Origin of the sequence: Brachyspira hampsonii, from assembly GCF_001746205.1 — a bacterium.
In the GTDB taxonomy this organism is placed as follows: Bacteria; Spirochaetota; Brachyspiria; order Brachyspirales; family Brachyspiraceae; genus Brachyspira; species Brachyspira hampsonii_B.
In genome coordinates, this window is sequence record NZ_MDCO01000011.1 from 12,255 (window position 1) to 25,026 (window position 12,772).

The 12,772-nt window shown below is 26.4% G+C and carries 16 protein-coding genes and 1 pseudogene; 10 read left to right on the forward strand and 7 right to left on the reverse strand.

Annotation, left to right across the window (positions count from 1 at the left end; genetic code table 11):
* Positions 1-23: 23 nt before the first annotated feature.
* A complete protein-coding gene (locus tag BFL38_RS08845) occupies positions 24-1,826 on the reverse strand; it encodes a biotin/lipoyl-containing protein (protein WP_069726719.1) in 1,803 nt (600 codons plus the stop codon).
* A 36-nt stretch (positions 1,827-1,862) separates the two neighbouring features.
* The gene (locus tag BFL38_RS08850) at positions 1,863-2,105 is read right to left on the reverse strand and encodes an OadG family protein (protein WP_069726720.1); all 243 of its coding nucleotides are present in this window, start codon (positions 2,103-2,105) and stop codon (positions 1,863-1,865) included.
* Between the two features lie 174 nt (positions 2,106-2,279).
* On the opposite strand from BFL38_RS08850, the gene murI reads away from it, so the two are divergent.
* Positions 2,280-3,107 (forward strand): glutamate racemase, encoded by an 828-nt coding sequence (murI, locus tag BFL38_RS08855; RefSeq protein WP_069726721.1) that lies wholly within the window; start codon positions 2,280-2,282, stop codon positions 3,105-3,107.
* A gap of 1 nt (position 3,108) precedes the next feature.
* Here murI and BFL38_RS08860 read toward each other — a convergent pair whose 3' ends face one another.
* Together BFL38_RS08860 and BFL38_RS08865 are read right to left on the reverse strand one after the other, a co-directional pair.
* Positions 3,109-4,506 (reverse strand): VWA domain-containing protein, encoded by a 1,398-nt coding sequence (locus BFL38_RS08860; protein WP_069726722.1) that lies wholly within the window; start codon positions 4,504-4,506, stop codon positions 3,109-3,111.
* Entirely contained in the window at positions 4,493-6,079 is a 1,587-nt protein-coding gene (locus BFL38_RS08865) for an AAA family ATPase (protein ID WP_069726723.1), read from the reverse strand. The genes BFL38_RS08860 and BFL38_RS08865 overlap by 14 nt, the downstream gene beginning before the upstream one ends.
* Before the next feature lie 142 nt (positions 6,080-6,221).
* Here BFL38_RS08865 and BFL38_RS08870 point away from each other — a divergent pair, with 142 nt between their 5' ends.
* Positions 6,222-6,842 (forward strand): HAD family hydrolase, encoded by a 621-nt coding sequence (locus BFL38_RS08870; protein WP_069726724.1) that lies wholly within the window; start codon positions 6,222-6,224, stop codon positions 6,840-6,842.
* 13 nt (positions 6,843-6,855) lie between these two features.
* On the opposite strand, the gene BFL38_RS08875 is transcribed toward BFL38_RS08870, so the two are convergent.
* The 3 genes and pseudogenes from BFL38_RS08875 to BFL38_RS08885 form a co-directional block, all read right to left on the reverse strand.
* Positions 6,856-7,782, reverse strand: a complete 927-nt coding sequence (locus BFL38_RS08875) for a glycosyltransferase (RefSeq protein ID WP_069726725.1) — start codon at positions 7,780-7,782, stop codon at positions 6,856-6,858.
* Between the two features lie 98 nt (positions 7,783-7,880).
* Positions 7,881-8,824, reverse strand: a pseudogene (locus tag BFL38_RS15760) (integrase core domain-containing protein).
* A gap of 196 nt (positions 8,825-9,020) precedes the next feature.
* Positions 9,021-9,395 carry a hypothetical protein gene (locus tag BFL38_RS08885; RefSeq protein WP_069726727.1) on the reverse strand — a complete coding sequence of 125 codons (375 nt, stop codon included), beginning with the start codon at positions 9,393-9,395 and terminating at the stop codon, positions 9,021-9,023.
* Between the two features lie 1,140 nt (positions 9,396-10,535).
* On the opposite strand from BFL38_RS08885, the gene BFL38_RS15515 reads away from it, so the two are divergent.
* From BFL38_RS15515 to BFL38_RS08910, 8 genes are all read left to right on the forward strand, one after another.
* Complete coding sequence (locus BFL38_RS15515; protein ID WP_256097244.1) at positions 10,536-10,598, forward strand: DUF1232 domain-containing protein; 63 nt, start codon at positions 10,536-10,538, stop codon at positions 10,596-10,598.
* A 202-nt stretch (positions 10,599-10,800) separates the two neighbouring features.
* Positions 10,801-10,956, forward strand: a complete 156-nt coding sequence (locus BFL38_RS15180; protein WP_176720569.1) for a hypothetical protein — start codon at positions 10,801-10,803, stop codon at positions 10,954-10,956.
* 35 nt (positions 10,957-10,991) lie between these two features.
* Positions 10,992-11,594, forward strand: coding sequence for a tetratricopeptide repeat protein (locus BFL38_RS08890; protein ID WP_069726728.1), 603 nt, complete (start codon positions 10,992-10,994; stop codon positions 11,592-11,594).
* A 3-nt stretch (positions 11,595-11,597) separates the two neighbouring features.
* On the forward strand, positions 11,598-12,008 hold the full coding sequence (locus tag BFL38_RS15520; RefSeq protein WP_256097239.1) for an NINE protein: 411 nt from the start codon (positions 11,598-11,600) through the stop codon (positions 12,006-12,008).
* 28 nt (positions 12,009-12,036) lie between these two features.
* A complete protein-coding gene (locus tag BFL38_RS15525; protein WP_256097240.1) occupies positions 12,037-12,162 on the forward strand; it encodes a hypothetical protein in 126 nt (41 codons plus the stop codon).
* Positions 12,163-12,170: 8 nt separating this feature from the next.
* The gene (locus BFL38_RS08900; protein ID WP_142950336.1) at positions 12,171-12,365 is read left to right on the forward strand and encodes a hypothetical protein; all 195 of its coding nucleotides are present in this window, start codon (positions 12,171-12,173) and stop codon (positions 12,363-12,365) included.
* A gap of 36 nt (positions 12,366-12,401) precedes the next feature.
* A complete protein-coding gene (locus tag BFL38_RS08905; RefSeq protein WP_069726730.1) occupies positions 12,402-12,599 on the forward strand; it encodes a hypothetical protein in 198 nt (65 codons plus the stop codon).
* Positions 12,586-12,771, forward strand: a complete 186-nt coding sequence (locus tag BFL38_RS08910) for a hypothetical protein (RefSeq protein WP_069726731.1) — start codon at positions 12,586-12,588, stop codon at positions 12,769-12,771. Before BFL38_RS08905 ends, BFL38_RS08910 begins: the two co-directional genes overlap by 14 nt.
* Position 12,772: the final 1 nt, after the last annotated feature.

Consider the following 12,772-nt stretch of genomic DNA (forward strand, 5'->3'; position numbering starts at 1 on the left):
CTCCTTAAAATCAGCATCAATTATCAGCCAACAATAGCCAATTCCTGACCTGCAACAACAGCGTCTCCTGGTTTAACTTTAACTTCTTTAACAACACCATTAGCAGAAGATTTTATTTCTACTTCCATTTTCATAGCTTCAACTATTAATATAGTAGAACCATCTTGAACTTGAGTTCCTACAGGAGCTACTATTTTTACTACTGTACCAGGTAATCCGGCAGTAACAGGTGTAGCTGAACCGCTTGAAGCAGCAGCAGCTGGAGCAGCACCGGCAGCTATACCATCTTTAATAGTATAATCATAGCTTACACCATCAACTATAGCTTTTCCATTTTCTATTTTTACACCATAGCTTGAACCGCCTATAGTAACAGTAACTTCATTACTTGTAGCTTTAACACCATCAGAAGAAGCACCGCCGGCATTCTTTCTAATACCAAGTTTAGCTTCGCCTTTAAGGAACTGTATACCTTTTTCTTTACAAGCAGCAGCTATGAATACATTTTCATCTGAAAGATCTGTTATTCCAGCATCTTTTAAAGCCTGTTCTGCAGCTTTTCTTCCTTTTTTAGGATTTTTATCATCTATATCCATAGCAAGTTCAGTTGTAGGCTGTAAACCTAATTGCTCGCTTGCTATTTTTACTATTTCTGGGTCTGGAGTAGAAGGAGTTCTACCAAAATAACCTAATACCATTTTACCATATCCGTCAGCTATTTTTTTCCAATTACCCTGCATTACATTATTAAATGCTTGTTGGAAATAGAATTGAGATACAGGAGTTACAGAAGTACCAAAACCGCCTTTTTTTACCACTTCAGTCATAGCTTTAATAACTTCAGGGAATCTATTCATTACATTAATATCTCTCATCATCTGAGTATTAGCTGTTAAAGCCCCACCCGGCATTGGAGCAAATGGAATCATAGGCTCTACTGTTCTGCTTTCCGGCGGTAAGAAATAATCTTTCATACAGTCTTTAAATACTTCTTCAGCTTCTCTGATTTTATCTATATCGATATTCAACTCATATTCAGTTCCTCTCAAAGCATGCCACATAACTATCAAGTCTGTCTGACAAGTACCGCCTGATACAGGAGCAGCTGAAAGGTCTATACAATCACAACCTGCATCCAAAGCAGCTCTATACTGAACAGCACCTATGCCAGCAGTTTCATGACTATGAACCTGTATATGCATATTAGAACCTAAAAGTTTTCTAGCTTCTTTAACTGTATCATAAACAACTTGAGGAGTAGTAGTACCTGAAGCATCTTTAAAACATACCGAATCAAACTCTACATTATCTATAATTTGTTTTAATACTTTGGCATAAAAAGCAGCATCATGTGCACCTTCACATCCAGGAGGTAAAGCCATCATACTAACGCATACCTGGTGTTTTAATCCAGCTTCTTTAATACATTTACCGCTGAAAATAAGATTATTAACATCATTTAAAGCATCAAAGTTTCTAATTGTTGTAATACCATGTTTTTTGAATAATTGGGCATGTAATTTAATCATTTCTCTAGGCTGAGATTCCAAACCTACAACATTAACACCCCTTGCCAATGTTTGTAAATTAACATCAGGACCTACTGTTTTTCTAAAAGTATCCATTACATCAAAAGCATTTTCTTGGTTATAAAAAAATGCACTTTGGAAAGTTGCACCGCCGCCTGATTCAAAATATGTAACTCCTGCCTTAACAAATGCTTCTACTGCAGGCATAAAATCTTTAGATAATACTCTAGCACCATAAACAGATTGAAATCCGTCTCTGAATGCTGTTAGCATAAATTTTACTTCTTTTTTAGCCATTATCATTTCTCCTTAATCTTAATAAACTATATACTCTTATTTTTTATTACTATGAACATGTGCTAAAGCAATAGCAATAGCAACCATCTTATCATTATTAGATGTTTGTACAGGTGCCGGAGAAGAAGAAATTGCTTCCTGAGGAGGCATTAGTTTGTCTACTTTAGCTACAACAGCACCGACAATTTTCATAACGAAAACTAATATAATTAAAAACAATACAACAACAGCCATACCAATGATCATTATTTGTAATGCTTCTATAATACTACTATTCATCAAAATACTCCTATTTCTCTAATTTTATTAATACTGCATTATACAATATTTTTTACTTATATACAAGTAATTTTATTACAAAATATAACTTTTATTTCACAATATCATTGACTTTATAGAAATACTTTATATAATAATTCGATATTTATTTAGTTAACTTAATAGGATAAAATAATGAACATTAATTCATCTATATCCAATATGCCTATAGCAGTTTTTGATTCTGGCTTCGGAGGATTAACAGTTCTAAAACAACTGTTAAAAATACTTCCTAATGAAAATTATATATATCTTGGGGATAATGCTAATATTCCTTACGGCGATAAATCAAAAGATGAAATTATAAAATTAACATTGAAAATGGCTGACTTTCTAGCAGATAAAAAATGCAAAATGATTATAATTGCATGCAATACTATCTCTGCATGTGCTTATGATATTTTAAAACAAAAATATGAAATACCTATAATAGAAGTTATATCAAATGGTACTGCTGATGCTTTAAATAATACAAAAAATAATAATATATCAATAATGGCTACAGAGTTTACAACACATTCAAATATATATAAAGATAAAATGATAAATAAAAATAAAAACATTAAAGTTACTCAAATAGCATGCAAAGAATTATGCCCTATGATAGAAAATGATTGGAATAGTTATGAAAATAGATTTGATGTATTAAAAAATTATTTAGAAAAAATAGATAAAAAATCTGATACTTTAGTATTAGCTTGCACCCATTATCCGCATATTATAAATGATATAAAAAAGTTATTAAAAGATGATGTTGATAATTCTATAAAAAATATAATAGATCCTTCTTACTGCACTGCAATATCTGTAAAAAAATATTTAGAAAAAAATAATATTCTTAATACAGAAAATAAAAAAAATATAACAATATATACAACTGAAAATATAGAAAGAGAAAAAAAAATTATAAATATATTTATGCCTAAAGATGCGGTATATAATTTAGAACAGATAAAACTATAAATTAATAAATTTCTTTTAAGCCATCATCTATATCAAATATCCAATGCTTATTAAATACTTTTCTGTATGAATAACCAAAAGGGAATTTTCCTATAGATACAGCAAAATATTTATTGCCGTTATTTTTTTGTCTGCTGCACATAGTTACCAAATTATTAGGCATATCCTCCATTATAAAATCAGATAAAACTAATACATCAGCATTTCTAAAGGAAGAGGTATTCATCATTCTATTTGCCTCATAAAGTGCTTTGTATATATCAGAACCTCCATGATAACTTAACTTCAAAAACTTTATTAAATCTTCAATTCCATTTTCTTTAGTGAATTTGCAGGTATATATTTCTGTACTGAAGTTTATAAGATATGCATTTCTATTTTCTGATAAAGCCTGCATAACCATTTTAAACATGGCAGCTTTGGCAATATATTCATTAATACCTTTCATAGAACCGCTTGTATCTATGCATATAATCATATCACCCTTGCCTTCTTTATATCCGGCTCTAACCAAATGCTCCATATCATCATTAAATACATAAGCACTTTTATCAAAACACATAAGCCTATTTTCTATATATTTTAATTTAAATAATTTTTCACTTTCTTCATTGCATAGTAAAGAAAGCTCCTCTGGTATAACATTTTCTATATCTTTAGCAAAGTATATTCCAACTATCTCTTCTTTAGAACTTATTTTTTTATTTGTATTACTGTAAGTATTTTTAAACTCAACATTTCTCAATGACTTTTCTATATCAATTCTTCTTCCTATGCTGTCGCAAATTATTTCTATATCTTTATGTTCATTAATAAAATCAACCCATCTCTTTAATAAAGATATATCTTCTTCTTCCAACTCCCCTACTCTAAAATCCCATAATACTCCTGTTTTTATTCTGAGTATATTTGATATATATTTTAATTTTTTAAGCAAATTAATCCAAGATTCTATATCAGAAATAAATTTGTCCCTTCGCTCTTTTACAGTAGAAACAAGCCAATCATTATTTTTTTTATTATAAGTTTTTTCCCATACTGAAATTATATTCTTCTTTAAGATATTTAAATCATCTGAATTTGATAATCTATCTCTCCAAAACTTCGTATCAATGGATAAAGCATCTAAGCTCTTTAAATCATTAAATATATCTTCTCTGCTTGTATTTTTCAATTTTTTTAATGCTATATCTAATTCTGTTTTATTGTCCTGATAGGGATTATTATCATTTATAAATACATTTAAATCTTTTTTCCATTTAGTAATTTTTATTTCTAACTCTTCACTCAATCTTTCATCTCTGCTAAGATTATTAAAAGCACTATTAAATACTCCCTTAGCCATTATCTCTGTTTTTTTTATTTCATCTTTATAAGAATCATTGTCAAATTGTTTCATGCTGCTCTATTTCACTTTTAACTCTTTGTGCATCCAATTTTTCACTCTCAAGATTTTCTATATAAGAATTAAACATTTCTGTAAAAAAATTGAACTTCTCATCTGATATGAATACACTTTTATTTGAATATTTATTTTTATTAAAATCATTTTTAAAATTCACTATAATATTTTCAATACTTGATATTAAAGAATTTATTAATTTTAAATAAGAATCTTTTTTTTCTTTTTCAAGTTTTTTAGGACTAACCTTTTTCATATAAAAATCAGGCTCAGCTTCAGTAAGAAACTCATAATTTTTAGAAAGCATGCCGGATACAAAACCATTTGAAGCAGTGGCAGAATTTATTTCAATAGTGCATTTATCTGTACCATTAAAATTGCATCTGAATTTTCTTGTCTGATTTCTTCCTATATCTAAAGGATAAAAATAACCTTTCTTACCTAATTGTTTTATTGGTATATATATTATAGTTTCACCCTTATTTCCGTATTCATCAATATTAATGGATAAAGTTTTTGCTATATGAGGCTTATCATCTATATTTTCAGTATTATAAGTTTTTTCTAAATTATAAAACTCATTATTGATATTTTCATTAATACTCTTGAAGCTTTCTCTCCACTCATTAATATTCTGATTATTCAAATCATAGCATAAACTTATAGCATTCTCTACTATTTTCTTTACTGATTCAATATGCTCTTCCAAACTCCATAAGCAATTATAAATTAAAATGCTTTCATAAATATCAACTTCATTTTTCTCATTTAAATATGCAGCAGTTTTAAGTAAATATGAAATATTCTGCCATCTTCTATCTGAAACATATATTGCTATATCTCTATTATCTTCGTTAAACTTTTCTATAGAAAGTTTTATATTATGAATTATATCAATAACTGATTTTGATAGTTTTATATTATTTACTTCTTTTCTTATATTTATCCATTCATCATTTGATATTTTCAATTCATCATCTATCTTTATATAAGAATCCAATTGAGTATTTTGAAGTATATTCTCAAAATTCTCTCTGCTTTTTATATTCTTGACCATTAAACGAACAATGAACCTATCATATAAAGCTTCGAGACCCTGACCTTCAGGCGGAGTTTCATTGCTTGCTGAAATTAAAGCCTTTAATGGTACTTTTATTTCTTCATTTCCGTTTTTAAAAACTCTTTCATTTATTATAGTCAAAAGTGTATTAAGTATAGCTGGAGTGCTTTTCCATATTTCATCTAAGAATGCAAAATCTGCATCCGGTAAATATCCTTCGGTTTTTCTTATGTATTTATCATTTTTTAATTCTTCCAAACTAATAGGTCCGAATATATCTTCAGGTGTAGAAAATCTTTGCATTAAATATCCGAAATACTTTGAATCTTTAAATGCTAAAGACACTCTTTTAGCTATAAAACTTTTGGCAGTTCCCGGAGGACCGTATAGAAATATCGGCTTTCCTGCTACAGCACTAAGTAAGGTTAAAGATACTATTTCTTCCCTTTCATAAAGACCTTCGGAAATAAGTTTAATAATTTTTTCTATCCTAGATTTTATATTTTTCATAAATATATATTTCTCTTAAATATTAACTTATCTTTACTTTCATCAGTAAATTTGTAAAAATATTATATCATTTTTAATATAAATTGGAATTACTTATTTTATATGTTATAATAAAAAATATTTATGAAAAAAGGTTTTAGAAATGTTAAACAATGATAATATAAAATTACTAATATTTGATATGGACGGCACTCTTATAGATAGTGCATATTTAAATTATTATTCATATTACAATGCATTCAAAGAATTTAATATAGAATTAGATAAAGATTACTATTATAATAAATGCTTCGGACTTCATTACAAAATATTTACAAAAAATATTTTAGAATTAAAAAATAAAATTACGAAAGATGAAAATAAAAATAATGAATTAATAGAATCTATTCATAATTTAAAAGAAAAAATATATTTAGCCAATCTTAATCTAATACAAATTCACCCTCTCATATTAGAAACTTTAATCGATAACTATAATAAAAAAGAAAATAAAAAATATACAGCATTAGCAACTACAGCCTCTCCTAACGGAGTTTACGGCATATTAAAGGAATTCAAACTTGAAAAATTATTTGATTTAATTTTAACAGGCAATGATGTAGAAAAGAAGAAACCACACCCTGAAATATTTTATAAATGTATGGAACATTTTAATGTAAAAGAAAAAGAAAGCATTATATTTGAAGACAGTGAAGTAGGACTTGAAGCTGCTAATCAAACTAATGCTTGGGTTATAAAAGTAGAAAAGTGGGCAAAAATTTAAGTTATAATATTTTTTATCTTCTAAAAAATTTACTTAAAAACATAGTTATAAATCCATTAGCCCAACTGAATATACCAATCTTTATTGATATGATTAGATACTCAAAGAAATTCATTTTTTTATCAGATGAAAACTCTATATTCATATTATCATCATCTAAATTTTTTTCAAAATAGCCATGATGAAAATCAAATTTATGATAGCCTGTACCATCAAAACCAAAATTATTTGTAAAAGATTTTTTTGAAGGCCAAACACATAATTTTTTTCTTGTATACATTGTAAATGAATAATAAATATCCCATAAATTATTTTGAATGTAAAAATTATCCTTAACAGACTTTTTTATAGCAAGTAAATGAAACCAAGAAAAAACTCCTCCTAATATTTTATGCTTAATACTTTTATTATACCAAGAAGTATCGCAAGTATCCCAATTTATATTATTCCATTTACTCTTCCAAGTCCCCCAACCCCAGCTATGAAAAGCGTATGTAAATATAACATCATGTTTATGATTTTTAGTAGCATTTTTATGTGAGAACGCTGTTATAGCCATAACATCTTTATCATCTTTATAATAATTTAAAGCATTATTCATAAACTCAAGAAAATGTTTATTTGTCTCAATATCATCTTCCAAACCTATAAAATATTCATGATGCTCAAATATTTTGTTTACAGCATTAACAGTGGAATATTTTATACCTAAATTTTTTTGAGCTTCATATATATAAACATTTTTAAAACCATCTTTTATAGTTTTTAAATATTCTCTAAGCTCATAAACAGATGCTTCATCTTCTTTTTTACTAGGTGCATCTGAAAATATATATAAATCAGTATCTGAAGCTAAAGTGTTTTTCTTTAAAGCTTCAATAACTCTTTTTGTATGTTCAATTCTATTATAAACTACTAAGCCTACAGGTGCTAAGTACATAAAAACTCCTTTAATTTTATAATTATGAAAAAATATTTGTATTATTTGTATTAAAGGAATATTCATCAAATTTGCATAGGAACCAGAGATATTGCATTTTAAGTATTCCTTAATTTCTTAAAGTATAACATGGGTGTGTCGTAATTTAAAGATGAGTGTATGCGTTTGTAGTTCCAAAAATTATTATATTTTCTTAATTTTTGATTAGCTTTCTCTAAAGTTAATTCCATATTACAAAAGTCATAAAATTCTTTTTGGTCGCAGTGATGTGTACTTTCAACTACTCCATTGTACCAAGGTGATGAGTCCCACAGGGCACTTCGTAGCTGTACTATAAACTCTTTTAATATGCTTCTTCTTACAAAATATATCTAATGGGTATTCTTTCTCAAATAAAAGTTTTCGGTAAGTAAATTCAGTACCATTGTCTGTTTGAATACAATGAACCCGAAAGGGAAAATATTCTAGCATACGTTCAAGAAAATCAATAGTGCTTTCCGGTGTTTTTTCAGCATATAAATATCTAAAACTTATTTTCGTAGCTATATCTACAGCAGTAAACTGATAATAGCATATTTCTCCAAAAAAAGCATATTTAACATCTATTTGTACTTTTTCGCTTCGAAAGCATACAGCGTACTAGCTTCTTTGATATAAACGGCATGCTTTCCTCTATGTTTTTTTCTTATTTTCTTCTTTCTATTTCGATAGAGATTATAATCTTTTAATATAGTTTCAATAGCGGTAGTACCTATTTTAATATTTTCTTTTTCTAAGAGTTTTTTAATTTTTAGCTTACCATATTTGTATTTCTTACGGACTTCTATTACTTTATTAATAATCTTTTTCTTTTTAACCTTATTAGGAGTATTTTTAGGTTTCATGCTCTTATTTTCTATAGTTCCTGTTTCTTCGAATTTCTTCCTCTAATAATAATAAGCTCTTATACTAATATTAAATTTGATAGCCTGCACTCTTTTATTTTTAGCTTTACTAATAATTAATACTATCTTTTTTTCTTATTTGTATTATATTGTTTCATAGGTATTCCTTTTTTATTTTTAGTAATTTAAATTATAATGAATACCTGCTTTTTTTAAACTAAGAAGCGTGCAATATCTATGGTACTTAAACAATAAAAAATATTTTTAGTAATTTTTTAAATCTTTAGATAATCATAATTAAAATAAAAAAGAGGCTTTTTATAGCCACTTATTTTTATAAAACTTTTAGTATATTTATTGTACTGTTTTTTTTGTTAGAGTTATTTTAGTGTTATCACTTTTAGTTATTATAAGAGTATTATCAGTAAATTCAAAATATTGATAATTACTATAGCCGCTTTTATAATTATTATCTGATATTTTTGTTAAACTACTATTGCTAATACTCTCAGTAATGTAAACTCCTCCTATAGAAGAAAATACTAATATACCATTCGCATCTACTGTTATGCTATATTCTGTACTACCATTATTTTTATACTCATAAGTACCATGCCATTTAGCATCTACAGGTGTACCTGTACCTGTTGTATCTTTAGTGCTGCAGCTTATTACTAACAAACTAAATAAAAATAAAATTGATAGAATACTTAATAGTTTTTTGTTCATATTTGAACTCCTTAAATTTAATTTTTTATAATAAACATCATAGTGTTTACTTCTATTTTAATTTTGAAAATTAGAATTAATCGCTTGAAATAATCTATTAATTTTAAAAGAAGAATATTAATTATATTTTTATATATCTCACTTTGTTTATGAAGCGTTTGGCATGAAAAGTTATGCAATAACAAAATATTATTTATATATAATAATATTAATAAAGTGATTATATAATAAAAAGAATTATTTAAAAAATTTAGACTATAGGCTGAGTGTCGAGTGTGTATTATTTATATGTAAAAAACTGTTCATAGCTAATATTCTACTATGTTTGTATTTTATGTCAAGTATAATTTACATAGATTTATGTTAGACTTGTTTCAAAACTACTTGACAACATTAAATTTTTAAATTAAAAATATTATGTTTTACATGTTATATAAACTATCTTTTAGTATATAAACATGCAGTCTTTCGCCGCAGGCGGGCTTCGCCTGGATCACCACCAAGTAGGTTTGCACAGCGTCGGCAAAATAAGTGGTGGTTTACGAAGTACGCTGTGTACTTCGTAATGGCAAAGCCCCAACTATAATTATATAATTAAAAAAATATTAAATTAAAAAACTATAAATATTAAGAAGTTGAGTTTTGAAACAAGTCTAATATTTTTTAAATTCTTTGAATTTGCACTAATTATAAACATTTATAGTTTTTTATTTTTTGATAATTCATGAATTTATTATAATTTTTTTACTTAATAAAAATATACTGCCAAGTGTTAATTTAATTTAATAATTCACACAAATAGTAAAAACTTAATAATAATTTTTTTAAAATATTGACAAATGTCAATTATGTTATATACTTAATTAATGAAAATACTAATATAAGGTTTATTTAATTATGTCGTTTAATCGCATCATATTATAATATCTTATTAAACTTTATAAACTCATTCTATCAAATAACTATCAAAAATTTATTTCACTCTTTGGAAATAATCAAATATATTAATACCCTCTCTTTCGGCATTGCAATAAAATCATTATAGGAGCTTTTTATGAGTGATTACAATGAATATAATAACAATTCAAACAAACCTGCCCAATCTGGATAGTACCTTGGATACCTTTAATATTAGCATTAATATATACAGTTTCACCTGTATATTTAGTGCCTGATGTCATACCAATAGTAGGCTGGTTTTAGGATGCATTATTACTAATTGTAGGCGGACTTAACGTCATACAGAATGGAGTTTTAGAAGCTAATAGTTCATTAATGGGTATAGTAAAATTTTTAAAATTGGGGCTTTTAATAGTTGGATGAATAGTAGTTATTATAGTAGTTCTTCTAGCTGTATTAGTTTTTAAAGTAGCAACAAAATAATTTTTTAAGGAGTAATAATATTATGAATGAAAATACATCTAATGATATCAACAATCAATTAACTAGTGTAAATAATAAACTTAGCAGATCTTTAAATGAATTAAATAATTCACAGCAGGTATGCAGAATATTAGAAACTATGTATTCAGTTGATTGGTTTTCTGATGATATATTTTAAGTAAAATAAAAAATTAATTTAAGGAAATTTTTAAAATGGGATTATTAGGTAATTTTGGAAAAGTAGTAGTAAAAGTAGTAGTAAAAGAAACTGTTAAAAATTTAGCATATAAAGCAGCAAATGCTAATGATAAATTAAATGAAAATGCTAAAGAGTATACTGTTAAATTTGAACTTTATACTAGAGGAGGAGTAAATAATCATTATAGATGGGAGTCAGATACTAAAAATATTAAAGCCAATTCAGAAGAAAATGTTTTGGAGAGATTAGAAAGAGGTTACGGACGGGTAAGAAATGTACAAATATTATCTGTTCAAGATATAGATAAAGATAAAAATTATGAAGATGAAAATCCATTGCCAGAAGATTATAATGAGTTATTAAAAGAGGGAAAATCACATTATGATAATAAAGAATATGAAGAAGCCATAAAGTATTTTCAGAAAGCTGCTGAATTAAACCCTGATGATGAAGTTAATTTGTATTGGCTAGGCTGTTCTTATAATAGAAATAGAGAATATGATGAAGCTATAAATTTTTTAATCAAGGCTGTAGAGTTAAATCCTGATGATGAAACTAATTGGAGTTGGTTAGGTGCTTCTTATAATCTAAATGGTAATTATGAAGAAGCTATATGATGTTTGAATAAGGCGGTAGAATTAAATCCTGATAATGATTGGAATTGGGCTTGGCTTGGAAATTCTTATAATCAAAATTGTCAATTTAAAGAAGCAAAAGATATTTATAATAAACTGCTTGAAAATAATAAGGATAATAAAGAAATTACAGAAAAAATTAATTTTATAAAAGATAACGGAAATATATCCAAAAAGAGCTGGAAGGTTGCTTTAATTTTAGCTGTAATACTTCCTTCGTTCCATAGGTTTTATGTTGGTAAAATATTTACTGGCATAATAGATTTAATAATTTTAATAGTTTCGTTTAGTACCCAAAATTATTATGTATTTGGATTTTTTTATTTTGTAGATATATTTTTCTTGTTAATAGGAAAATTTAAAGATAAAACCGGTAAATATATAATACCATATTAAAATAATAACTATATTTATGAGCAAAAAAATGAAAAAAATATTAATCTTATTATTTGTTTTAGCGGGTATAGTTTATTCACAAAATCTCTATAATGAGATGATAGATGTTAAAGATTTTAGTGATAAACCTTATGAAACTGATAATGGGGAATGATGTTTTATATGGCTGTTTTAAGGATGGATGACCTAACAAGAAGCGGAATTTTTGCATTCTATATGACATTTAATTTCACAGGCAGCGAATGGAACACCGATTATATTAGATCTGATATAGAAAAAAGATTTGTAAAAATAGTAACAGGGTCAAATGTAAAATGTAAAAAGTTAAAGAAACTAAAAACACTATGGTTTTCTTAATTGATTTTTCACACTTATATTAAAGGGTGGTAAAAAATGAAAAAATTATTAATTATTTTATCAGGGGTAATTGTTATAAGTAATGTTGCTTTAGCTTACCATACATATACTATAGTATATAATAGTTCAGTAAGAAAAATAAGAGAAAACATAATTAAAGCTATAATGAGCAAAACAAAAAAATATTTCAGACTTCTATGTAAAAATAGAATTATCAGATATGACATTTACTGAAGATAATGGTTTACCTTTTCTTTCAAAAAAAGACATAACAGATGTAACTGAAGACCTCATATTATATACAGAATTTGTATTAAAAGAATTAGATTACCCTTATGTAATATATGAAATCTGTTATGACACTTATGAACTTATTTTACAATTAGGTTGGATGGGGGAACATTAAA

Excerpts from the sequence above, each read along its gene's own strand:
- BFL38_RS15180 (WP_176720569.1), top strand. The coding sequence starts at position 10,801 with ATGAATGAAAATACATCTAATGATATCAACAATCAATTAACTAGTGTA.
- BFL38_RS08900 (WP_142950336.1), top strand. The coding sequence starts at position 12,171 with ATGGCTGTTTTAAGGATGGATGACCTAACAAGAAGCGGAATTTTTGCA.
- BFL38_RS08875 (WP_069726725.1), bottom strand. The coding sequence starts at position 7,782 with ATGTACTTAGCACCTGTAGGCTTAGTAGTTTATAATAGAATTGAACAT.
- BFL38_RS08870 (WP_069726724.1), top strand. The coding sequence starts at position 6,222 with ATGTTAAACAATGATAATATAAAATTACTAATATTTGATATGGACGGC.
- BFL38_RS08905 (WP_069726730.1), top strand. The coding sequence starts at position 12,402 with ATGAAAAAATTATTAATTATTTTATCAGGGGTAATTGTTATAAGTAAT.
- BFL38_RS08865 (WP_069726723.1), bottom strand. The coding sequence starts at position 6,079 with ATGAAAAATATAAAATCTAGGATAGAAAAAATTATTAAACTTATTTCC.
- BFL38_RS08910 (WP_069726731.1), top strand. The coding sequence starts at position 12,586 with ATGACATTTACTGAAGATAATGGTTTACCTTTTCTTTCAAAAAAAGAC.
- murI (WP_069726721.1), top strand. The coding sequence starts at position 2,280 with ATGAACATTAATTCATCTATATCCAATATGCCTATAGCAGTTTTTGAT.
- BFL38_RS08845 (WP_069726719.1), bottom strand. The coding sequence starts at position 1,826 with ATGGCTAAAAAAGAAGTAAAATTTATGCTAACAGCATTCAGAGACGGA.
- BFL38_RS08850 (WP_069726720.1), bottom strand. The coding sequence starts at position 2,105 with ATGAATAGTAGTATTATAGAAGCATTACAAATAATGATCATTGGTATG.
- BFL38_RS08885 (WP_069726727.1), bottom strand. The coding sequence starts at position 9,395 with ATGAACAAAAAACTATTAAGTATTCTATCAATTTTATTTTTATTTAGT.
- BFL38_RS08890 (WP_069726728.1), top strand. The coding sequence starts at position 10,992 with ATGGGATTATTAGGTAATTTTGGAAAAGTAGTAGTAAAAGTAGTAGTA.
- BFL38_RS08860 (WP_069726722.1), bottom strand. The coding sequence starts at position 4,506 with ATGAAACAATTTGACAATGATTCTTATAAAGATGAAATAAAAAAAACA.
- BFL38_RS15525 (WP_256097240.1), top strand. The coding sequence starts at position 12,037 with ATGAAAAAAATATTAATCTTATTATTTGTTTTAGCGGGTATAGTTTAT.